The sequence below is a fragment of the Flavobacterium coralii genome (assembly GCF_019891545.1).
In the GTDB taxonomy this organism is placed as follows: Bacteria; Bacteroidota; Bacteroidia; order Flavobacteriales; family Flavobacteriaceae; genus Flavobacterium; species Flavobacterium coralii.
The window spans coordinates 93,842-116,578 of record NZ_JAHDIU010000008.1 but is presented as its reverse complement, the minus strand read 5'-3'; the positions used below and the strand labels follow the sequence as shown (position 1 = coordinate 116,578).

14 protein-coding genes are annotated in these 22,737 nt (G+C 44.6%); 9 read left to right on the top strand and 5 right to left on the bottom strand.

Going from position 1 to position 22,737, the window contains the following annotated elements:
• The first annotated feature begins 44 nt into the window (after window positions 1-44).
• From KJK34_RS12135 to KJK34_RS12120, 4 genes are all read left to right on the top strand, one after another.
• Window positions 45-2,456: a ribonucleoside-diphosphate reductase subunit alpha gene (locus KJK34_RS12135; protein WP_223054154.1), complete on the top strand. Its 2,412-nt coding sequence runs from the start codon at window positions 45-47 to the stop codon at window positions 2,454-2,456.
• Between the two features lie 80 nt (window positions 2,457-2,536).
• On the top strand, window positions 2,537-3,043 hold the full coding sequence (locus KJK34_RS12130; RefSeq protein ID WP_223054153.1) for an RDD family protein: 507 nt from the start codon (window positions 2,537-2,539) through the stop codon (window positions 3,041-3,043).
• Window positions 3,044-3,055: 12 nt separating this feature from the next.
• Entirely contained in the window at window positions 3,056-3,289 is a 234-nt protein-coding gene (locus KJK34_RS12125; RefSeq protein ID WP_223054152.1) for a hypothetical protein, read from the top strand.
• A 96-nt stretch (window positions 3,290-3,385) separates the two neighbouring features.
• On the top strand, window positions 3,386-4,726 hold the full coding sequence (locus KJK34_RS12120; RefSeq protein WP_223054188.1) for a deoxyguanosinetriphosphate triphosphohydrolase: 1,341 nt from the start codon (window positions 3,386-3,388) through the stop codon (window positions 4,724-4,726).
• Window positions 4,727-4,762: 36 nt separating this feature from the next.
• Here KJK34_RS12120 and KJK34_RS12115 read toward each other — a convergent pair whose 3' ends face one another.
• Window positions 4,763-5,710, bottom strand: a complete 948-nt coding sequence (locus KJK34_RS12115) for a DUF3078 domain-containing protein (RefSeq protein ID WP_223054151.1) — start codon at window positions 5,708-5,710, stop codon at window positions 4,763-4,765.
• A 44-nt stretch (window positions 5,711-5,754) separates the two neighbouring features.
• The gene (locus KJK34_RS12110) at window positions 5,755-7,518 is read right to left on the bottom strand and encodes a 1-deoxy-D-xylulose-5-phosphate synthase (RefSeq protein WP_223054150.1); all 1,764 of its coding nucleotides are present in this window, start codon (window positions 7,516-7,518) and stop codon (window positions 5,755-5,757) included.
• A gap of 108 nt (window positions 7,519-7,626) precedes the next feature.
• On the opposite strand from KJK34_RS12110, the gene KJK34_RS12105 reads away from it, so the two are divergent.
• The 4 genes from KJK34_RS12105 (at window position 7,627) to pbpC (ending at window position 17,477) form a co-directional block, all read left to right on the top strand.
• Complete coding sequence (locus KJK34_RS12105) at window positions 7,627-9,015, top strand: T9SS type A sorting domain-containing protein (RefSeq protein ID WP_223054149.1); 1,389 nt, start codon at window positions 7,627-7,629, stop codon at window positions 9,013-9,015.
• Window positions 9,016-9,048: 33 nt separating this feature from the next.
• Window positions 9,049-9,495: a nucleoside deaminase gene (locus tag KJK34_RS12100; protein ID WP_223054148.1), complete on the top strand. Its 447-nt coding sequence runs from the start codon at window positions 9,049-9,051 to the stop codon at window positions 9,493-9,495.
• Between the two features lie 114 nt (window positions 9,496-9,609).
• Window positions 9,610-15,114, top strand: a complete 5,505-nt coding sequence (locus KJK34_RS12095) for an alpha-2-macroglobulin family protein (RefSeq protein WP_223054147.1) — start codon at window positions 9,610-9,612, stop codon at window positions 15,112-15,114.
• 14 nt (window positions 15,115-15,128) lie between these two features.
• Entirely contained in the window at window positions 15,129-17,477 is a 2,349-nt protein-coding gene (pbpC, locus tag KJK34_RS12090) for a penicillin-binding protein 1C (RefSeq protein WP_223054146.1), read from the top strand.
• A gap of 2 nt (window positions 17,478-17,479) precedes the next feature.
• Here the strand turns inward: pbpC and KJK34_RS12085 are convergent, their stop codons facing one another.
• The 3 genes from KJK34_RS12085 to ileS form a co-directional block, all read right to left on the bottom strand.
• On the bottom strand, window positions 17,480-18,121 hold the full coding sequence (locus tag KJK34_RS12085; RefSeq protein WP_223054145.1) for a lipoprotein signal peptidase: 642 nt from the start codon (window positions 18,119-18,121) through the stop codon (window positions 17,480-17,482).
• A gap of 147 nt (window positions 18,122-18,268) precedes the next feature.
• A complete protein-coding gene (locus KJK34_RS12080) occupies window positions 18,269-18,649 on the bottom strand; it encodes a TraR/DksA family transcriptional regulator (protein ID WP_159799263.1) in 381 nt (126 codons plus the stop codon).
• A 6-nt stretch (window positions 18,650-18,655) separates the two neighbouring features.
• Entirely contained in the window at window positions 18,656-22,255 is a 3,600-nt protein-coding gene (gene ileS, locus KJK34_RS12075; RefSeq protein ID WP_236937646.1) for an isoleucine--tRNA ligase, read from the bottom strand.
• A gap of 174 nt (window positions 22,256-22,429) precedes the next feature.
• On the opposite strand from ileS, the gene KJK34_RS12065 reads away from it, so the two are divergent.
• On the top strand, window positions 22,430-22,726 hold the full coding sequence (locus KJK34_RS12065; protein WP_223054144.1) for a hypothetical protein: 297 nt from the start codon (window positions 22,430-22,432) through the stop codon (window positions 22,724-22,726).
• The last annotated feature ends 11 nt before the right edge of the window (window positions 22,727-22,737 follow it).

Below are 22,737 nucleotides of genomic sequence, written 5' to 3'. Positions count from 1 at the left end.
GGATGCGGGGGCATCCTCCATTACTAACCTTAAAATATTGCCATATGTATGTAGTAAAAAGAGACGGTCGGAGAGAGCCGGTAATGTTCGATAAGATAACGGATAGGGTAAGAATGCTGTGCTATGAGCTTAGCGAACTGGTAGATCCGGTAAAAGTAGCAATGCGTGTTATTGAAGGGTTATATGATGGTGTTACAACCAGCGAGCTGGATAACCTTGCTGCCGAAACTGCTGCCGCCATGACCATTTCTCACCCGGACTACGCACAACTGGCAGCCCGTATAGCGGTTTCTAACCTGCATAAAAATACCAAGAAGTCCTTCTCTGAAACCATGAGTGATATGTATCACTACGTGAACCCGAGAACAGGGCAGGAGTCGCCGCTTCTTTCAGATGAGGTATATGAGGCTATAATGGCAAATGCCGAGATTTTAGACTCTAACATTATATATAACAGGGATTTTAACTACGATTACTTCGGGTTTAAAACCCTGGAGCGTTCTTACCTGTTAAAAATAAACGGTAAGATTGTAGAGCGCCCGCAGCACATGCTTATGCGTGTTTCTGTAGGTATTCACCTTAACGATATAGATGCGGTTCTTGAAACCTATGAACTGATGTCTAAAAAATACTTTACCCATGCCACGCCTACACTGTTCAATTCAGGTACGCCAAAGCCGCAAATGTCGTCGTGCTTTTTGCTGACCATGAAAGATGACAGTATAGACGGTATATATGACACCCTTAAAAACACGGCTAAGATATCGCAATCGGCAGGGGGTATAGGCTTGTCTATACACAATGTAAGGGCAACAGGTTCTTACATTCGCGGTACAAACGGTACATCAAATGGTATTGTGCCTATGCTGCGCGTGTTTAATGATACTGCCCGTTATGTAGATCAGGGCGGCGGTAAGCGCAAAGGCAGCTTTGCTATTTATATAGAGCCGTGGCACGCTGATATTTTTGACTTTTTGGAACTGCGCAAAAACCACGGTAAGGAAGAAATGCGCGCACGCGATTTGTTCCTTGCATTATGGATTCCGGACCTGTTCATGAAGCGTGTTGAGGAAGACGGCAACTGGACGCTGATGTGCCCTAACGAATGCCCGGGCCTTTATGATGTGCATAGTGAAGAGTTTGACGAGCTTTACCTTAAGTATGAAGCTGCCAACAAAGGCCGCAAAACAGTTAAGGCGCGCGAGCTTTGGGAAAAAGTGCTTGAATCTCAGATAGAGACCGGACTGCCATACATGCTGTATAAAGATGCAGCCAACCGCAAATCGAACCAAAAGAACTTAGGTACCATACGTTCGTCTAACCTGTGCACGGAGATTATGGAATATACGGCTCCCGATGAGGTGGCGGTGTGTAACTTAGCCTCTATATCGCTGCCAATGTTTGTAGAAGACGGCGTGTTTAACCACCAGTACCTTTTTGAGGTTACCAAGCGTATAACGCGCAACCTTAACAAGGTTATAGACAGGAACTATTACCCGATTAAAGAGGCAGAGAACAGTAACATGCGCCACCGTCCTGTAGGGCTTGGTGTGCAGGGGCTTGCCGATGCGCTAATATTAATGAGGCTACCGTTTACCAGTGATGAGGCGAAACAGGCCAACCAGGAAATATTTGAAACCATCTATTTTGCTGCCGTTACCGCCAGTATGGAAATGGCAAAAGAAGAAGAGCCTTACTCAAGCTTTAAAGGTTCGCCGATTAGCGAAGGGCAGTTTCAGTACAACCTTTGGGGGCTTAATGACAGCGACCTGAGCGGCCGTTGGGATTGGGCATCACTTCGTAAAGAAGTTATGGAAAACGGGGTAAGGAACTCACTGCTGCTTGCACCAATGCCAACAGCTTCTACATCTCAGATACTCGGTAATAATGAGGCGTTTGAGCCTTATACCAGTAACATATATACAAGAAGGGTACTTTCGGGCGAGTTCATCGTGGTAAACAAACACCTGTTGCGTGACCTTGTTGACCTTGGCCTGTGGAACGAAAACCTGAAGCAGGAAATAATGAGGGCAAATGGCTCGGTACAGGATATAGATGGTATCCCTCAGGATATAAAAGAGCTGTACAAAACCGTGTGGGAGATGAGTATGAAAGATATCATAGACATGTCGCGCCAAAGGGGTTACTTTATAGACCAGAGCCAGTCGCTTAACCTGTTTATGGAAAATGCTACATTCGGCAAACTGACCTCAATGCATTTTTATGCATGGAAGAGCGGGCTTAAAACCGGTATGTACTACCTGAGGACGAAGAGTGCGGTAGATGCTATTAAGTTTACCCTTAATAACGACAAGAAAGAGCAGCCACAACCGGCAGTTGTGGAAGCGGTTGCGGCAGGCGCCGAAGCCGAAGGCATGAGCCAGACCGAATTTAAAGCCATGCTGGAGCGCTCCAGGAACGCAGATCCTGAAGATTGTGAAATGTGCGGATCTTAATTACAAATAAACACAAATAGGATTATCAACCAAAAAACTAAGGAGCAGCCTGTCTGCTCCTTGTTTTAATTTTATCGACTATGAATACAAACATTACTATTGATGTAGATCACACCTTAATGGCATCTTCAGGCAAACGCTTTGCCAACTTGTTGTTAGACTGGGTTGTTGTTTATGCATTCTCGCTGCTTACAGGTGTTTTTCTGGGGCTGCTTTCGCTTTTGGGTATAGATGGGCCTTTAATCTGGTTGTCTCAGGCTGATGGCTTTGATAATCTCGTGGTAACGGTATTTATATGGACCTTTTATTACAGCTTTACCGAAAGTGTTTTTTCACGCAGCATCGGCAAGTTCATAACCGGTACAAAAGTGGTAATGCAGGATGGCAGCAAACCACCGGCAGGCGTAATTATCTTACGCTCGTTTTGCCGCCTTATTCCCTTTGAGGCTTTTTCATTTCTGGGTTCGCCACCGCGTGGCTGGCACGACAACCTTTCGGAAACCTATGTTGTAGATGCGAAGAAACTTAAGGAAGCGATGGAGCTTAAAAGTGCATTTGATGAAATTGGAAAGCCTGAAGTGCTTTAAAACAAACAAAACATGTCTAAAGATAAAAAAGCAATATACACAGGCAAGATAGAGCAGGATGCCGAAGGCAATTATTTTTGCGATATATACCTGCTTGATTACCGGAAAGTTGCTTCAGGTTTTTCACTGGGAGAAGAAATACATATCAACTCGGTAGAAGAAAACCAGAGCGATAAAAGCAACACAAAATACCCGTTTAAATCGAAAAACTTTGTTTCGGCAAGCAAGTCGAAGTTTATAAAGTAGCTGGATGTCCGGTATCCGAAGTATGGGGTAGTTCAAAGTTTAAGGTTTTGTACTTAATCTGAATTCTTAATTCTGAAATCTGAAATCAAAAAAATGATGCAATGGGAGCAGCTCCTGTCATTAAAAAGGCAGGGCGATACAAGCAAGAGGCTACGCAAAGAACAGGACGATACCCGTTTGGGTTTTGAGGTAGATTATGACCGTATTATATTCTCGTCGGCTTTCAGGAGCCTGCAGGATAAAACACAGGTAATACCCCTCTCTAAAACTGATTTTGTGCACACCCGCCTTACCCATAGCCTTGAGGTTTCGGTAGTGGGCCGCTCGCTTGGCAGGCTTGTAGGGAAGCAGATTTTAGAAAAAAGGCCGTACCTGCAGGACATCCACGGTTTCCACATGAACGACTTTGGTGCTATAGTAGCCGCAGCCGCCCTTGCACATGATATTGGCAACCCGCCTTTTGGGCACTCAGGCGAGAAAGCGATTGGTGAATATTTTAAAACAGGGAAAGGGCAGCAATATCGCGACAGCCTTACCGATAAAGAATGGCAGGATTTGGTAGATTTTGAAGGTAACGCTAACGGTTTTAACCTGCTTACGGCCTCACGCCCCGGTATAGAGGGTGGTCTGCGCATATCCTATGCCACGCTAGGGGCTTTTATGAAGTACCCTAAAGAATCATTGCCTAAAAAGCCAACAGCTAATATAGCCGATAAAAAATACGGTTTCTTTCAGTGTGATAAGGATTTCTTTCAGGATGTGGCGCAGGAGCTTGGACTTATACCGAATAAAGAGGGAGAAGATACCGGTTATGAGCGCCACCCGCTTGCCTATCTTGTGGAAGCGGCTGACGATATTTGTTATACTATAATCGATTTTGAAGACGGTATCAACCTTGGGCTTATCGCCGAAGATTATGCTTTGGAATACCTTATAAAGCTGGTTAAGAATACCGTTCAGGTAGAGAAGTATAAAAGCCTTACTACAAAAGAAGACCGTATAAGCTACCTGAGGGCACTCGCCATCAGCAGCCTTATAAATGATGCAGTTGCTGTTTTCCTTGAAAATGAAGAACTAATACTGGAGGGCAAATATCCGTATGCGCTTACAGAGCAGGGGCAATATACCGCACAGATAAAAGATATACTGGATATAAGCCGTAAAAATGTGTACCAAAGCCGCGAGGTGGTAGAAAAAGAAGTTATAGGTTACCGCATTATAAACACGTTACTGGATACCTTTTGTACCGCTTATAACAATAAGTTTGAAGGCAAAGAGAGCAACTATGATAAACTGGTACTGAAAATGCTGCCGGAACGCTTTGTAACCGATAAAATGAACCTGTATGACAGGCTGTTGCACATTTGCCACTTTGTATCAACGCTTACAGATGGTAAAGCAGTATTGCTTTATAACACCATTACCGGAGCGAGATAAACTATGTGTTTTTAATGGATAAGGAGTCGCAGGCTATTAAAAAGTATAGCTTAACCCGAGTGACAACATTTGTTTTAGCTGTAGCTTAGGGCCGCCTTCAATCACTTCTCCGTTAACTTCTTCTTTCGACTTAATATCGTCGTCATAAATAATATGTGCGCCAATATTGGCTTTTACATATTCGTTGACCGTCATATCTAAAGACCATTGCCAGTCAACATCTATATTACCGAAGTTATTGAGGTAATCGGTGTAAAAGCTTATCTTATGGTCAAGCATTATATTCTTAAATATCTGTCGTTTTAAGCTGTTGGTGACTAATATACCTATCTCTGTGCGCGAGGTGCGCCCGTTGCGTATCAGGTTGCCATCTGCATCATAAACCGCTCCTTCTACCCCGAATGCGCCCTGGTTGGCCAGCGTTCGGTTCAGCACAAGGGTGGTTTTATTAGTAAGCGGCGAAAAGTAAGCATTAAGTCCTAAGTCTTTACGTATGTATTCAGAACCTACCCCCAGGAAAATATAAGCAGGTGAGAACGGCCCTGATATCTCGTCTTCGGTGTTTGGATAAGCATAACCGTTGGCAAACTGGGTATTAAAATTAAACTTGGCACTGTAATACCAGTTAGAAACCGTATCGCGCCTGTAGCCGAAAGTTGATGTAAGCTGAATCTGGTCATCCGTTTTTCGCATTTCCTGCCCTTCCTGGCTGTTAAGGCCATAGCGCAGCACCAGCTCATTATCCCAGTTCAGGTTTTTTTTATGGTAGTTCCGTGCAAAATTACCTTTACCCAGTACGGTAACAGAGTTGTTACCACCCACACTCCAGTTAACAAAGGCAATCTGAGAAATATCCATCCCTACTTTATTTGTACGCTCCCAATATGTAATAGAGTCGGGCAGGGTAGTAACTATCATTTGAGGATATGCAAATTGTATAATGGCTGTAACCAGCAATGCTGTCAGGCAGGCTCTAAGTCTCATTAAAATGTGGGTTTAATTTAGATGCGGTGCAAAATTCGTTATTTTCAGTAAGCTGAAAAAATTTCTTTTAAGCTTTTAACGTCAATACCGCAGTATTGTTGTAGTTCCGCTACAGTTCCGTGTTCTATGAACTTATCAGGTACGCCTAAAATACTGATTTTTTGCTGGTAACCGTTTTTTGCTGCAAAAGAGGCAACACTGCTGCCGAAGCCTCCTGTAACGGTGCCGTCTTCAATAGTAATTATATTAGTGTATTGCCTGAAAATAGTGTGCAGTACTTCTTCATTCAGCGGCTTTACAAACCCGAAATGATAGTGCGCGATGGTATTATCAAAACAGGCAAGCGCTTTTATAACGTTATTGCCTATGGTGCCAGTAGAAAGTACTGCTGTATCAATACCCTGTTTTAGCCGGGTTACGCGGTTCATTTCAATAGTTTCAAAAGGTTTTTGCCAGTCGGCGCCCTCAGCCCTGCCGCGCGGATAGCGTATGGCAACGGGGTGGGGCAGCCCAAGCTGTGCGGTGTAGAGTATATTGCGCAGTTCGGCTTCGTTTAGCGGAGCAAAAATAATAAGGTTAGGTATGCAGTTAAGATATGCCAGATCAAAAACACCGTGGTGGGTAGCGCCGTCTTCGCCAACAAGCCCCGCCCTGTCAAGGCAAAAAATTACGGGCAGGTTTTGCAGTGCCACATCATGTATAACCTGGTCATAAGCCCTTTGCAGGAAGGTGGAATATATGTTACAAAAAACCGTCATGCCCTGTGTAGCCATGCCTGCCGCCAGTGTTACGGCATGCTGCTCGGCTATGCCCACATCAACAGCCCTTTCGGGGAAGGCTTCCATCATAAACTTCATAGAGCTGCCCGATGGCATGGCAGGGGTAATGCCTATAATCTTTTCGTTCTGCTCTGCCAGCTCTACCAGCGTAAGCCCGAAAACATCCTGGTATTTGGGTGGAAGCCCCGCTTCGGCTTTGGCAAGTATTTCGCCGGTAAGCCTGTCAAACCTGCCGGGTGCATGGTAGCGCACCTGGTCTTCCTCGGCCTGTTTTAAGCCTTTGCCTTTAGTGGTTATTACATGTAGGAATTTTGGGCCTTTTACCCGTTTTAACCGCTCTAATTCTTTCAGTAGGGCAGTAAGGTCATGACCGTCTATTGGGCCTGTATAATCAAAATTAAGTGACTTGATCATGTTGTTGCTGCGGGGGTTACGCCCTTCCTTAACTTCGGTAAGGTAATTTTTAAGGGCACCCACGCTGGGGTCTATCCCAATAGCATTGTCATTAAGCACAACAAGCAGGTTGGCATCGGTTACGCCGGCATGGTTAAGCCCTTCAAATGCCATACCTGATGCAATACTCGCATCACCAATCACGGCTATATGGTGTTTTTCGGTGTCGCCCTTTAACTTAGAGGCAACCGCCATACCCAGTGCGGCAGATATAGAGGTGCTGGAGTGCCCCACGCCAAAAGTATCATACTCGCTTTCGCTGCGTTTCGGGAAACCGCTTATGCCGCCCCACTGGCGGTTGGTTTCAAACTTATCCTTTCGCCCGGTTAGTATCTTGTGTCCGTAAGCCTGGTGGCCTACATCCCAAACCAAAAGGTCATTTGGAGTATCAAAAACATAGTGCAGGGCAATGGTAAGCTCTGTTACACCCAGGCTGGCACCCAGATGGCCTTCTTTAACCGACACTACATCTATAATAAAACTGCGCAGTTCTGCCGCTAGCTGTGGCAGTTGCTCCGGCTTTAGCTGCCGCAGGTCGTGTGGTGTGTTTATGTTCGCCAATAAGGTGTTTGCCATTGCCGTTTAAGAAAGTTAAGCAAATTTACAATATTAATTTTGTGTGTGCTAAAGCGTTGTAGGGCTTTTAAGCTATATAAAAAAGTGTATTTTTGAAGAAAAATTACTATGAAAAAATTATTTACTTTTTTGATGTCGGTTATTGCGGTAACCGCTTTTGCACAGGCAGGCAGTTGGGACGATACTTTTAATGTGGGTACAGGTGCTGACGTAGATGTCTATTCCATACAGCAGTTATCAGACGGTAAAATACTGATAGCAGGCCAGTTTACCGAATATAACGGGCAACCGGCCGAAAGGATAGCAAAACTGAATGAAGATGGCAGCCTTGATGCGTCATGGGTTTCGGAATATGATGGCCCGGCCGTAGCCCAGGTTATGGAAGAACCGGACGGCAAATTGCTGTTAGGCGAGCTTTTTGGCGGACTTAAAAGGTTGAATGCCGATGGCACTTTAGATACAGGCTTTAGTGCGCCTTATAACTTCGGATATGATACCAGCTTTATTGCAAAGCAGGGCAATAAGTACATTATTTCGGGCGTGTTTAATATTTATGCAGGCGATGGCTTTTACCGAAATATTATGAGGCTTAATTATGATGGCAGCATAGATACTACTTTCCCTCCGGTACAGCTTTATGGTGATTATGCAAGGGCTTATGTGCTTGAGGATAACCGCATTTTTGTTGTTGGAAAAATAGAGTATCATAATGATACGCCAGTAGGGAATGTATTTATTTTAGATGAGGATGGCGCATTAGATACTTCTTTTGCCCAGGGTACAGGCTCAGATAATGGAGTTGTAAGGTGTATGGCGGTGCAGCCCGATGGAAAATTTGTTATAGGAGGTGCTTTTTCAATAGTAAACGGCGAAGAAAGGTATATGCTGGCAAGGCTGAATGCAGATGGCAGCCTTGATGACAGTTTTATTCCACAGACAGGTGACGCTATAAATGTCATGAACATGGTAATACAGCCTGACGGTAAAATTATAGGCGGAGGATATTTTTTTGATTCTTATGTAGATCTTAATGCCCCTGTAGATGATAGTGTGCCTGTTTATTTAATCAGGTATAATACTGATGGCACTATAGATACAACTTTTGATACCGGTAGTAATTTTGGTAATGTTGTGCTTAGTGTAGCCCTGCAGGATGATAACAAAATACTTGCAGGCGGCTCGTTCGAGTCTTTTGATGGCGAAGAGCGTCCACGCGTTGCAAGGCTTAATCCGGGTGCTCTTTCAATAAAAGATACCAAAGCCTTTTCTGTGTCTCTGTATCCTAACCCTGTAACTGATAATCTTACACTTAGCCATAATAACCTGAATGCTGATGCAGAAGTTATAGTTACCGATATAACCGGCAAAACAGTACACACAGCAACTTGTAACGGTGCTGTGGCTACTATAGATATGTCAGGATTGCAACAGGGGCTTTATATAATAAAAGTAACTGCCGGGCAGCAGAGCTTTACTTCTAAAGTTATAAAGCAGTAGTCATGCCAATGTAAAGTGTGTAACAGCTAAAGTATGGATGTATTTACCGACGAATATTTCATGAGGAAAGCCCTGCAGGAAGCGCAGGCTGCTTATGATAAGGGCGAAATACCCGTAGGCGCTGTGGTTGCTGTTGACGGTAAAATAATAGCCCGTTCGCATAACCTTACAGAACTACTTCATGATGTTACCGCCCATGCCGAAATGCAGGCCATTACCTCGGCTGCAAATTTTTTGGGAGGTAAATACCTAACAGGCTGCACACTTTATGTTACGCTCGAACCCTGCCAGATGTGTGCAGGCGCATTATACTGGAGCCAGGTTTCGCACGTTGTTTTTGGCGCTGCCGATGAGCAGCGCGGCTATCGGGCAATGGGCACAAAGCTGCACCCGAAAACAACCGTAAAAGAGGGTGTCATGGCTGAAGAATGCGGCAGCCTGGTATTGCAATTTTTCAGGGAGAGGCGAAAAGGGCACTGAGTCATTGCCTTCCTCCATAGTTTAAAAAAATAATCCTATATTTATTACAATATTGCTGTGCTTCTTTTTGTTACAGTGGTAAACCCATACATTAACCTGTAAACCCATCCTGCCATGAAAAATTTCCGCCTGCTGCTGCTATTTTCGGCAATGCTGCTTGTACTCTCATGCTCTAAAGATTCCCGTGAAGATTTTGAATCAGATCCTTCCCTTTACAGGGAATACATAACCAGCTATACCTCCGGCGTTATTTCTGCAAAAGCAGATATACAGGTTGGGCTTACCTTTATGAATAAGGACTGGGCAGTGAATAAGGAACTCGACCGTGACTATTTCAGCATATCGCCGGCAGTAGATGGTAAGGTGCTGTTGCTGGAAAATAATATGCTTACATTTCGGCCTGATGAGCGGCTTGATGAAAATAAGGAATATCGCATTACACTGCACTTAGGTAAAATTACAGATGTACCGAAAGAGCTGGAGGAGTTTCGCTTTATCGTAAAGACACTCGAGCAGGATTTTATGGTAACCTCACTCGATTTACAGTCGCACTCCCGCGACTGGCAGTACCTCAACGCAATGATTAAAACCAGCGATTATCTTGATGCGCAACTTGCAGCCAAGCTGGTAAGCGCAGAGCAGGATGGCAGGAGGCTGCCCATTCGTTTCGACCAGAAGAAAGGTGAGGCAACACAATTCTTGTTTGTAATTGACAGTATTGAACGAAAGGTTGAGGACAGTAAAATACTGATAAGTTGGAACGGCGGTGCTATAGATAAAGACAAGGCAGGCAAAGAAGAGTTTGTAATTCCTGGTAAGAATAACTTTAAGGTTATAAGTATAGACCCGGGTACCGATGATAATAAATCATTGCTCATTAACTTTTCTGACCCGGTAAAAAAAGACCAGAATTTTGACGGGCTTGTGGCGGTTGAAGGAGCAGGCAGTATGAAGTTTGCTACCGATGGTAACCTGCTTAAGGTATTTTTCGACCAGCCGCTTAACGGTAAATCAAAGGTTGAAGTTTTTCAGGGGATAGAAAGCACAGACGGTTATAAAACCAAAGCCACTTATACAGCAGAGGTGTCGTTTGAGCAGATGAAGCCCGAGGTGCAGTTTTTAAAGAGCGGTACCATACTGCCTGCATCAAGCAACCTGAAGCTTAACTTTAAAGCGGTTAACCTTAGCGCGGTAGATGTTAAAGTGTACCGTATTTATGAAAACAATGTATTGCAGTTTCTTCAGGATAATGAGCTTAATGGTGCTTACAGCCTCAGAAAAGTTGCGCTGCCTGTTGCCAAGAAAAAGATTGTGCTTAACGCCGACAAGATGTTTAATTACAGCCGTTGGAACAATTATGCGCTCGACCTTTCTACCATCATCAAGCCTGAGCAGGGTGCTATATACCGTGTAGAACTTACTATCCGCAAATCATATTCCCTCTACCGTTGCGGAGCAGGTACGGTTAATGAAGAAGAGGAGGAAGAAGATGAATCACGCGAGGATGCTGAATTTTATGGTGGCTTTGATGATGAATACTATGACTATTATGATTACGACTACAACTGGAGCGAGAGGGAAGACCCTTGTGCCAGGTCATATTACTACAATAAAAAGGTTGCCACCAACGTACTGGCAACTGATTTGGGCGTAATAGCCAAAGGTGGCGAGAACAACACCTATTTCTTCTCCGTAAACAGCATTACTACTACAGAGCCGGTAAGCGGCGCTAAAATAGACATCTATAATTTCCAGCAGCAAAAAGTAGCTTCTGCCGAAACAGGGCCTGAAGGCTCGGCAACTATTACGCTTGATAAAAAAGCCTTTTTTGCCATTGTGAAAAAGGGTGAGAATACCACCTATGTAAAAATGGCTGACGGCAACTCCCTCTCGGTAAGTAATTTTGAGGTAGATGGTACCAAACTGCAAAAAGGGCTTAAAGGCTATATATATGGCGAGCGTGGGGTGTGGCGCCCCGGAGATACGCTGTACCTCGGTTTTATACTGAATGATAAAGCGGCCAAGCTGCCGCCATCGCACCCTATAAAGCTAAGGCTGAATGATCCTAATGGTAAGCTGGTTTATGAAGCGGTGCAGACCTATAACGAAAAGAACCATTATACATTTATGGTGCCTACAAGTGCTAATGCGCCAACAGGCAACTGGGAAGCGGTTATGAATGTAGGCGGTGCTAAATTCTACAAAAGCATTAAAATAGAAACCATTAAACCCAATAGGCTTAAAATTAAGAACGGCTTTGATGGTAAAACACTTTCGGCTAATGAGCCAAATACGGCAGGGCTTGATGTTACATGGCTGCATGGTGCGGTGGCAAAAGGGCTCAAGGTAGAAATGCAGGCTAAATTCATGAAACAGGAAACAACCTTTAAAGGCTATCCTAATTATGTTTTTGATGATCCGGCACAGGATTTCCGTACGCAGGAAGTTAATATATTTTCCGGTAAGGTAGATGATAACGGGCACGCAAACGTAACACTGCAGCCATCATTAGAGAGTGCCGCGCCCGGCAAACTAAAAGCGGCCATTATTACCAAAGCCTATGAAAGGGGTGGCGACTTCAGTACCGATGTAATAACCGCTACTTATTCGCCTTATGAAACGTATGTAGGGGTTAAATCGCCGGAGCCAAATAAGTATGGAGTGCTTGAAACCGGCAAAGACCAGCGTTTTGATGTTGTGGCTTTAAGCGAGGGTGGCAAGCCTAAAGCAGGGCGAAAGCTTAATGTGCGCGTGTTTAAAGTAGAATGGCGCTGGTGGTGGGATGCCACACATGATAATATGTCGTCTTACAGCCAGGCGCTCAGCAATACGCCTTTCTTAGAGAAGAACGTAACCACCGATAGTAAGGGCAAGGCGTCATTCTACGTAAAAGTTGAAGATGATATGTGGGGGCGCTACCTGGTTTATGTAACTGATGAACAGGGAGGGCACTCTGCAGGTATGACGGTTCTTATCGACTGGCCTTACTGGTACGGGCGCAGCAAAAATTCCGGCGGCGAAGAAGCGGCTATGCTGGTATTTACAACCGATAAAGAGAAATATGCAACAGGCGAAAAAGCGGTAGTGTCTTTTCCTTCCGGCGAGGGTGGGCGAGCGCTCATATCGCTCGAAAATGGTTCTGAAGTGGTGCAGACCTATTGGGTGAATACGCTAAAAGGCGAAACGCGGGTAGAAATACCAATAACCGAAAAAATGGCTCCCAATGTATATATCAATATTACGTTGCTGCAGCCGCACGCCAATACTAAAAACGATTCGCCTATACGCATGTACGGCATAGTGCCGATTGAGGTGGTGGATAAAAACACCATACTCGAGCCGCAGATAACCATGCCCGAAGTGCTGAAACCTGAGCAAAAAGTAAAGATAAAAGTAAGCGAAAAAACAGGCAAGGCTATGACCTATACCATTGCGATAGTAGATGATGGCTTGCTCGATCTTACCCGTTTTAAAACGCCCAATGCATGGGATGCCTTTTATGCTAAAGAGGCACTGGGCGTAAAAACATGGGATGTATATGATGATGTTATAGGCGCTTACGGCGGTAAGGTAAACCAGGTATTCAGCATAGGTGGTGATGAAGACCTTGGCGGCGGCAAAGCTAAAAAAGCCAACCGCTTTAAGCCTGTAGTAATATACCTGGGGCCATTCTCTTTGGCAAAAGGACAAAGTAAAATGCATGAGGTTACGCTCCCAAAATATATTGGCTCAGTACGTACTATGGTGGTTGCTGCCAATGATGATATGAATGCTTATGGCAAAGCCGAAAAAACGACACCTGTTCGCAGTCCACTGATGCTATTGGCATCTTTGCCGAGAAAGGTAACGCCGGGTGAAAAGGTAACGCTTCCTGTTACCGTTTTCGCGATGGAGAACAAGATTAAGAATGTCTCATTACAGGTAAAAGCAACCGGGGGACTTAATGTCGCTAACGGAACAACACAAACAATTGCGTTTACCCGACCTGATGAGAAAATAGCTTATTTTGATATTGAGGTTGGCAATACAACGGGAATTGGTAAAGTGACCGTTACGGCCTATTCGGGTAACGAAAAGGCAAGCTATGATGTAGAAATTGATATAACCAACCCTAACCCTGTAACGCAGAATTTTAAGGAACTGGTTATAGAGCCGGGTAAAACAGGCACGCTGAACTGGGATGCCTTTGGCGTGCCGGGCAGCAATAAGGCGGTACTCGAAGTATCTTCTTTCCCGTCTATAGATTTTAACCGCAGGCTGGCTTACCTGATACAATATCCGCACGGCTGCCTTGAGCAGACGACATCTGGCGCGTTCCCGCAATTGTATCTTAACGATATAGCCGATATTGATAAAGACAGGCAGCAAAAGATACAGCGCAATGTAACTGCGGCTATTAACAAGCTGGCGGGCTACCAGACAGGCAGCGGTGGTTTTGCCTACTGGCCGGGCAACACAAATCCTGATGACTGGGGCAGTACTTATGTAGGGCACTTTTTTATCGAAGCTGAGAAAAAAGGCTACAAGCTGCCGCTTAATACAAAAAGCTCATGGCTGTCTTACCAAAAGAAAATGGCAAGGCAATGGCGTTATAACGAAGCCTACCATAACGATTTTCCGCAAGCATACAGGCTCTATACATTAGCTTTGGCAGGTTCTGCCGATCTCTCTGCCATGAACAGGCTTAGGGAGACCAGAGGGCTTAGTAACGAATCTAAACTGCGCCTGGCTGCTGCCTATGCACTGGCAGGGCAAAAAAGCGCCGGCCTTGCATTGCTCAACCAAAGCAGTATAGATGCTAACGACAACCGCAGCTACTATTACTACTATGGCTCGCCGGAGCGTAACAGGGCTATGACACTTGAAACGCTGATATTGCTCGGGCACAAGGAAAAGGCTTACCGCGTTGCACTTCAGATTGCGGGGCATCTTTCGTCCGGGGAGTGGATGAGCACGCAAACTACAGCGTTCTGCCTGTATTCTATGTCAAAATTCGCTAAGGCAAACGGCCCGCAGGGGTTGGATGTTGCCTATACCGTTAAAGGCAAAACTCAAAGTATCAAAACGGGTAAAACCTTTGCGGAGCGAAATCTGCCTTTATCAGCAAATAACGCTGTCTCTATACGCAATAACAAGCAGGGTACACTTTATGTAAAAGTGGTATATAGCGGCATACTGCCTGTTGGTAAAGAACTGGAAGAGCAGCGTGGGCTTAGCACCATCATAAACTTTAAAGACAGGGCGGGGAATATTATCAACCCATCGCAACTGGCTCAGGGTACCGAGTTTGTTGCCGAGGTAACCGTGATGAACCAAAAAGGCGAATCGGTAGATAATGTGGCGCTGACGCAGATTATACCTTCAGGCTGGGAAATTGTAAATACCCGGTTTACCGATTTTGGTGCATTTGCCGATAATAAAGCCGATTACATTGATATACGTGATGACAGGACTAACTTCTATTTCCCTCTAAAAGCCAACGAGGCTAAAACCTTCAGGATATTACTGAATGCTTCTTATCAGGGAACGTATTACCTGCCGGGTGTGCAGTGTGAAGCCATGTATGATAACAATTTCCTGTCGCGTACCAAAGGGCAGTGGGTTAAGGTGGTGAAGTAGTATAAAAGGCAATAATGAGGCTTATACGCTGGATAAAAAGAAATAAAATAAAATCGGGTATCCTATTAGCTTTGCTGGTATGGTACTGGTTTTGCCTGCCCCGGCAGCTTTTTGATGCGCCGTATGCCACCGTTATAGAAAGCCGTGAGGGCGACCTGCTTGGCGCACGCATAGCAGATGACGGGCAGTGGCGGTTTCCCCAACAGGACAGCGTGCCTTACAAATTCAGGCAATGTATTGTTTACTTTGAAGATCAGCACTTTTACAGCCATCCGGGTTTTAACCCCGGCTCTATAGTTAATGCTGCAAAGCAAAATTATAAAGCAGGGCGTGTGGTGCGTGGCGGCAGCACACTCACGCAGCAGGTAATACGCCTCTCCCGCAACGGGAAAAAACGCAGCTACTTTGAAAAGCTGGCTGAACTCATCCTTGCAACAAGGCTCGAAATAAGGTATAGTAAAGATGAGATACTTGGGCTTTATGCGGCGCATGCACCTTTTGGTGGTAACGTGGTAGGGCTGGAAATGGCTTCGTGGCGTTATTTCGGCGTGCAGCCGCACCAGTTATCATGGGCAGAAAGCGCCACACTTGCGGTATTGCCCAATGCCCCAGCATTAATCTATCCCGGGCGCAATCACGATAACCTGCTGGCTAAACGCAACCGCCTATTAAAAAAGCTGCACGACGAAGATGTTATAGATGCTGTTACCTATGAGCTTGCACTTGAGGAAAGTTTACCCGACAAGCCATTTAACCTTCCTGAAACAGCTCCGCATTTGTTGCAACAGGCGGCTATACGTCATAAGGGCGAAAAAATAAAAACTACGGTAAGCCATACATTACAGCAGCGGGTCAACCAGATAGTTTCGCGCTACTACAACGAATACAGGCAGACTGAAGTTCATAACATGGCTGTTTTGGTTGTTGACGTGCAAACGCGCAATATTATAGCTTACGTAGGGAATACTCCAACCGACAGGCAGCACCAGAAGGATGTAGATATCATACCCGCGCCGCGCAGTACCGGCAGTATCTTAAAACCTTTGCTTTATGCGGGTATGCTTGATTCAGGGGAGCTGCTGCCGAATACTCTTATAGCTGATATACCTACGCAAATAGCAGGCTATAGCCCGCAGAATTTTGATTTTACGTATGATGGCGCCGTGCCTGCACAAAGAGCGCTTGCACGCAGCCTTAATGTGCCTGCTGTACTGATGCTGAAAGAGTATGGTGTAAACCGTTTTTATGAACAGCTTCAGCAATACAGGCTAAGGGATATTAACAGGCGAGCCGACCATTATGGGTTGTCTTTAATTCTCGGGGGAGCCGAATCTAACCTGTGGGATTTATGCCGTACTTATGCGGGGCTGACTTCTACCCTGACTTATTTTTCTTCAAACGATGCAAAGTACCGTAAAGGGGAGTTTGCAGAACTTAACTGGAACAGCAGTACAAAGCGCACTTTTGGTAAAGAAACATTTAATAAGCCTGTAATTGGGGCAGGTGCCGTTTGGTTAACCTATAATGCCATGAAAGAAGTGAACCGCCCGGAAGGTGATGAGGCATGGCATTTTTATGATTCCTCTTTAGAGATTGCCTGGAAAACGGGTACCAGTTTTGGCGGTCGCGATGCTTGGGCTATAGGTACAAGTCCACGCTATGTGGTTGGTGTCTGGGTGGGCAATGCATCGGGTGAGGGGCGGCCATCGCTTACGGGGGTGGGCAGCGCAGCGCCTGTATTGTTTGATGTTTTTAACCTGTTGCCGCGCCAACCGTGGTTTAAAGCTCCGCTTAATGATCTTGAAGAAGCTGAGGTTTGCAGCCTTAGCGGGCAACTTGCAGGCGAATATTGCACACCTGTAAAGCAGTGGGTGCCTTTAAGCGGTAAAAAGACAGAGGCGTGCCCTTACCACAGGCTGCTGCATTTAGATGCCTTTCGCCAATACCAGGTTAACAGCAGTTGCGAGCCTGTGGAAAATATAATTTCTGAATCGTGGTTTGTGCTTCCCCCGGTTATGGAGTGGTATTATAAAAAACAGCATGTAAACTATATGCCCCTGCCGCCTGTGCGCAGCGATTGCGGTTTGGCTGCCTCAAGCCGTATGGACTTTATCTACCCAAAGGAAAACGGAAAAATATACCTTACCAAAGATTTTAACGGTAAGCTGCAACCTGTTATTTTTAAGGCTGCACATGCATCTGAAAAAGAGCAGTTGTTCTGGTATCTTAACGGGCAGTACCTGGGTGCTACAAAAACATTCCATGAAATGCAGGTTACCGCTAAGACAGGAAAGTACTATTTAACCGTTGCCGACGAAAGCGGGAATGATATAAGCAGGCGAATCGAAATTATTGCTAAGTAGCCTTATGCGCCTGTAGTAATGTTTTCCTGAACGGCTGGTTCCGGTTTTGCAAAGGCTCTTTTGTTAAATACGATAAGTATGCCTACACCTACAGATATGGCAGCGTCTGCCACGTTAAATATGGCATTAAAGAAAGAAAATTCCTGCCCGCCCCATATCGGCAGCCATGAAGGCAGGTTACCACGCCATAGTGGAAAGTAGAACATATCTACCACCTTGCCGTGAAAGAGCCTTCCGTATGGGTCGTCTGCAAAAAGGGTAGCCAGTTGCCCATTACTGTGATCGAAAATTACCCCGTAAAAAACAGAATCTATAATATTACCAAAAGCTCCTGCCAGTATAAGCGCTATAGAAACGATGAGGTAGGGTGAAAGGTGTTTCTTTACAGAATCATACAACCACCAGCCTATGGCGCCTACTGCTGCTATCCTGAATAGTGTCAGCGTTAGCTTACCGCCCAGCCATGAAGGTATCTTAGCGCCCCATGCCATGCCCTCGTTCTCTATAAAATGAATCCTGAACCAGTCCAGTCCCATAACCCTGATTGATTCATCATGGACAAAATTGGTTTTGATATATATTTTGGATATCTGGTCTATCAGCAATACAAGAATAACAAGGATGTAGGCTTTCTTTAGCGACATTATAAAAATTTTATCCGCAAAAATAATGGAAATTATTTTTATAAGCCGCGAAATTAAGTATTTACTATTGTAAATAAACTAGTTGTTGCTGTGGGTTGCTTAAGCACCTGAAAAATAAAACCGCCCTTTTAAGGGCGGTTTGTATAATTATCGTTGCATATTTTTAGCCTCGATGCTCATAGTGGCATGGGGCACAAGCTTAAGCCTTTCTTTGCTGATAAGCTTGCCGGTAACCTTGCAGATGCCGTATGTTTTGTTCTCTATACGGATAAGCGCGTTTTTAAGGTCGCGGATAAATTTTTCCTGGCGGATGGCCAACTGCGAGTTAGCCTCTTTACTCATGGTTTCGCTGCCTTCTTCAAAAGCCTTGAACGTTGGCGATGTGTCGTCCGTTCCGTTATTAAGGTCGTTCATATATGCGCTGCGGATAAGTTCCAGGTCAGCTTTGGCTTTCTCTATCTTTTTTGTAATAAGTTCCTTAAACTCTGCAAGGTCAGCATCAGAGTATCTTATTTGCTCATCTACCATATTCCACTATTTTGAAATTAATAATAAGGTTTTTATGTCATCAAATTCTATTTCAGTTCCGTTTTCAATATCATTCTTAAATATCAGCTCTTCCGTAAGCGTTTCCGATTTTATGTAATCTTCATTCGCGGTAACGGCGGCATTAAGTGTTTCGTTTGCCTGCAGGTACACTTTTATCTTATCGGTAACCTCAAAACCTGAGTCTTTCCTTATGTTTTGTATCCTGTTTACAAGCTCGCGGGCTATGCCCTCTTTCCTTAATTCATCCGTAATGGTTATATCCAGCGCTACTGTTATACCGTTAGCATTTGCTACCAGCCAGCCTTCTATATCCTGAGACGAAATCTCTACGTCTTCAGATGTTAAGGTAACACTTTTTCCTGATATTTCTACTTCGATACTGCCTGTTTTCTCTATGGTTGCAATGTGTTCCTGTGAGAAATTTTGTATTTCTTTGGAAATCAACCCCATATCTTTGCCAAAACGCGGGCCAAGTACTTTAAAGTTAGGCTTTATCTGCTTAACCAGTACTCCCGAAGCATCATCCATCAACTCTATTTCCTTTACGTTAACCTCTGCTTTTATAAGCTCTGATACCGCTTCTATTTCTGCCTTCTGTTTAGCGTCAAGTACCGGAATCATTACCTTTTGCAGTGGCTGGCGCACTTTTATCATTTCCTTTTTGCGGAGGGACAGTACCAATGATGAAATAGTCTGGGCCTTCTCCATCCTGCTTTCTAACGATTTATCAACAAAGTTTTCAGCATATGCAGGAAAATCGGACAAATGTACACTGTCATATCTTTCTGACTGTGAAGCCTGTGTTAAATCTTTATAAAGCCTGTCCATAAAAAACGGAGCTATCGGTGCACTTAGCTTGGCAACATTAAGTAGGCAGGTATAAAGCGTTTGGTATGCCGCTATTTTATCCTGTGCATATTCGCCTTTCCAGAAACGCCTCCTGCACAGCCTTACATACCAGTTGCTCAGGTTTTCCTGCACAAAGTCAGATATAGCGCGTGCAGCCTTTGTAGGCTCATAATCGGCATAGTAGCTGTCAACATTCTTTATAAGTGTGTTTAGCTCGCTTAGTATCCAACGGTCTATCTCCGGCCTTTCTGCTAGCGGAACTTCCGGTTCTGCATAAGTAAAGTTGTCGATATTCGCATATAACGCAAAGAAGGAGTAGGTATTATACAGCGTACCGAAGAACTTGCGGCGTACCTCTGCCACGCCCTCTATGTCAAACTTAAGGTTATCCCACGGGTTAGCATTGCTAATCATGTACCAGCGAGTGGCATCGGGGCCATATTCCTTAAGCGTTTCAAAAGGATCTACGGCATTGCCCAGGCGCTTACTCATTTTGTGTCCGTTCTTGTCGAGCACTAAACCGTTGCTCACTACATTTTTGTAGGCAACCTCATCAAACACAAGTGTAGCTATGGCATGCAGCGTATAGAACCAGCCGCGTGTCTGGTCAACACCTTCTGCTATAAAGTCGGCCGGGAATGCCTTGTGGTTGTCTATAAGCTCTTTATTTTCGAAAGGATAGTGCCATTGTGCATACGGCATGGCACCACTGTCAAACCAAACATCTATCAGGTCGGCTTCGCGCTTCATCGGTTTGCCCGAAGGCGATATCAGCGTGATGCTATCCACCACGTTTTTGTGGAGGTCTATCTTGTCATAGTTAGCTTCATCCATATTGCCCGGCTCAAATCCTTTAAACGGATTTTGCTGCATTACCCCGGCTGAAACCGCCTTTTCTATTTCATTATACAGTTCTTCTGCTGAGCCGATTATCATTTCTTCCGCTTTATCTTCTGTGCGCCATATTGGTAACGGTATACCCCAGTAGCGTGAACGCGAAAGGTTCCAGTCGTTAGCATTTTTAAGCCAGTTGCCAAAACGCCCTTCACCTGTTGCCTTTGGCTTCCAGTTGATGGTATCGTTCAGGTCGGACATACGCTCTTTTACATCGGTCATTTTTATGAACCAGCTATCAAGCGGGTAGTACAGCAAAGGTTCATCCGTACGCCATGAGTGCGGATAGCTGTGTACATACTTCTCTACTTTAAAGGCTTTATTGTTCTCTTTAAGGTATATGCTTATCTCTACATCGGCAGATTTATCAGGGGCTGTACCCGCATCATAATACTCGTTCTTTACATATTTGCCTGCCAGCATTAGCGGCTTGCCGTTAGGGTTGTCGAGGCTCTCGAGGTGTTGAGTAAACCTACCCTGAAGGTCAACAAGCGGCACAGGGTTACCGTTTGCATCGAGTACGAGCATAGGCGGTACTTCCGGCTTGGCTTCTTTGGCTACCTTGGCATCATCCGCGCCGAAAGTAGGGGCAGTGTGCACTATACCGGTACCATCTTCGGTAGTAACAAAGTCACCCGAAATTACGCGGAAAGCATTTTCAGGGTTTTGGTACGGCTGTACAAATGGTAATAGCTGTTCATAGCGGATACCTACAAGGTCTTTGCCTTTGGCTTCGGCAAGGATTTTATATGGGATACCTTTAAAATTTCTTAGAGTTTCAATTCTTTCTTTTGTTTCATCTTCAGATTCTTCAAAATTGCCGAGTCCCAGACCTATCGTTAAATTATTTAATTCATCTCTTAAGGCATTTTCTAAATTAGAATTTGACTCTATATCAAACAAAAATTCAAAAATAGAATTTTGACTAACGTCCTTATATCTGCCTGAAAACTGCTTGCCTACTAAGTTTTTAGCCAAAACTACAGTTATAGGCTCGAATGTATATTGGTTAAATGTTCTTACCAGTACATAATCAATATTAGGGCCTACCGTTAGTGCCGTGTTGCTTGGCAGTGTCCACGGGGTAGTGGTCCATGCCAAAAAGAAAGCCTCCCCCTTCCCCTCCAAAGGAGGGGTGAGCGCGAAAGCTTTACTTATGGAGTTTTCCTCTGTTCCCCCTTTGGGGGTTAGGGGGCTCCTAAACTGCGCTACTATGGTAGTATCGGTAACATCACGATAAGCGCCCGGCTGGTTTACCTCATGCGAAGATAAGCCCGTACCCGCTTTTGGTGAGTACGGCTGTATAGTGTAGCCTTTGTACAGCAGGCCTTTGTCGTATATCTGTTTCAGGAGCCACCAAACCGACTCCATATATTTTGGCTTGTAGGTTACATAGGGGTCGTTCATATCTACCCAGTAACCCATTTTTTCGGTAAGGTCGTTCCATACGTCAGTATAGCGCATAACGGTGCGCTTACATGCTTCATTATACTCTTCTACCGATATTTTGGTGCCAATGTCTTCTTTAGTGATGCCAAGCTCTTTTTCCGTTCCCAGTTCTACCGGAAGTCCGTGGGTGTCCCATCCGGCTTTACGCTTTACCTGATATCCCTTTTGGGTTTGATAACGGCAAAAGATATCTTTAATGGCGCGTGCCATAACATGGTGAATGCCCGGCAGTCCGTTGGCGCTTGGCGGGCCTTCAAAAAATACATATTGTGGTTTACCCTCGCGGGTAGTTACACTTTTCTCAAAAACGTGTTCTTTTTTCCAGAATTCAAGCACTTCGTTTGCTACATTAGGCAGGTCAAGTCCTTTATATTCAGTAAACTTCTTACTCATTACAGTGTGTTCTAAAAAATCAATTTGCGAAAGTAACGATTTTTTTTATGTAATGGTAGCATTTGCCGCAATTGCAGTAGAATTAAGGATTTGGTAAAATGGCTGGGTAAATTTTTAAGTTTTGTTTGTAAAGAATCATTTTGTAATTATGCAATGAAATAAATGTAAGATACCATGCCTGATAAACAAGCTGACGACAAATTATTAGCTGCCGTTTTTACTTCCCTCATAGCTGAGCTTGTTTTATTAACACTTATAGTACTTGTAACACAGTATTGGAGTACAGCAAGTTTTGCATTGGTTGCATGGGTAGTAGCAGTACCGGTGAATAATATTTATTTTATGGTAAAGCTTGTTAGGGTAAAACCAAAACTGTATGTGTTACATACTTTGCTAATGCTCTTGCCAATTGTTTTTATTGTGGTTTCGTCATTCTATCTGATATATTCTTTCAGGGATATTACCTGCTGACATCATTCTGT

Bases quoted from the DNA above. Each gene is read 5' to 3' on its own strand.
- KJK34_RS12135 (WP_223054154.1), top strand. From the start codon at position 45: ATGTATGTAGTAAAAAGAGACGGTCGGAGAGAGCCGGTAATGTTCGAT.
- KJK34_RS12130 (WP_223054153.1), top strand. From the start codon at position 2,537: ATGAATACAAACATTACTATTGATGTAGATCACACCTTAATGGCATCT.
- KJK34_RS12125 (WP_223054152.1), top strand. From the start codon at position 3,056: ATGTCTAAAGATAAAAAAGCAATATACACAGGCAAGATAGAGCAGGAT.
- KJK34_RS12120 (WP_223054188.1), top strand. From the start codon at position 3,386: ATGCAATGGGAGCAGCTCCTGTCATTAAAAAGGCAGGGCGATACAAGC.
- KJK34_RS12115 (WP_223054151.1), bottom strand. From the start codon at position 5,710: ATGAGACTTAGAGCCTGCCTGACAGCATTGCTGGTTACAGCCATTATA.
- KJK34_RS12110 (WP_223054150.1), bottom strand. From the start codon at position 7,518: ATGGCAAACACCTTATTGGCGAACATAAACACACCACACGACCTGCGG.
- KJK34_RS12105 (WP_223054149.1), top strand. From the start codon at position 7,627: ATGAAAAAATTATTTACTTTTTTGATGTCGGTTATTGCGGTAACCGCT.
- KJK34_RS12100 (WP_223054148.1), top strand. From the start codon at position 9,049: ATGGATGTATTTACCGACGAATATTTCATGAGGAAAGCCCTGCAGGAA.
- KJK34_RS12095 (WP_223054147.1), top strand. From the start codon at position 9,610: ATGAAAAATTTCCGCCTGCTGCTGCTATTTTCGGCAATGCTGCTTGTA.
- pbpC (WP_223054146.1), top strand. From the start codon at position 15,129: ATGAGGCTTATACGCTGGATAAAAAGAAATAAAATAAAATCGGGTATC.
- KJK34_RS12085 (WP_223054145.1), bottom strand. From the start codon at position 18,121: ATGTCGCTAAAGAAAGCCTACATCCTTGTTATTCTTGTATTGCTGATA.
- KJK34_RS12080 (WP_159799263.1), bottom strand. From the start codon at position 18,649: ATGGTAGATGAGCAAATAAGATACTCTGATGCTGACCTTGCAGAGTTT.
- ileS (WP_236937646.1), bottom strand. From the start codon at position 22,255: ATGAGTAAGAAGTTTACTGAATATAAAGGACTTGACCTGCCTAATGTA.
- KJK34_RS12065 (WP_223054144.1), top strand. From the start codon at position 22,430: ATGCCTGATAAACAAGCTGACGACAAATTATTAGCTGCCGTTTTTACT.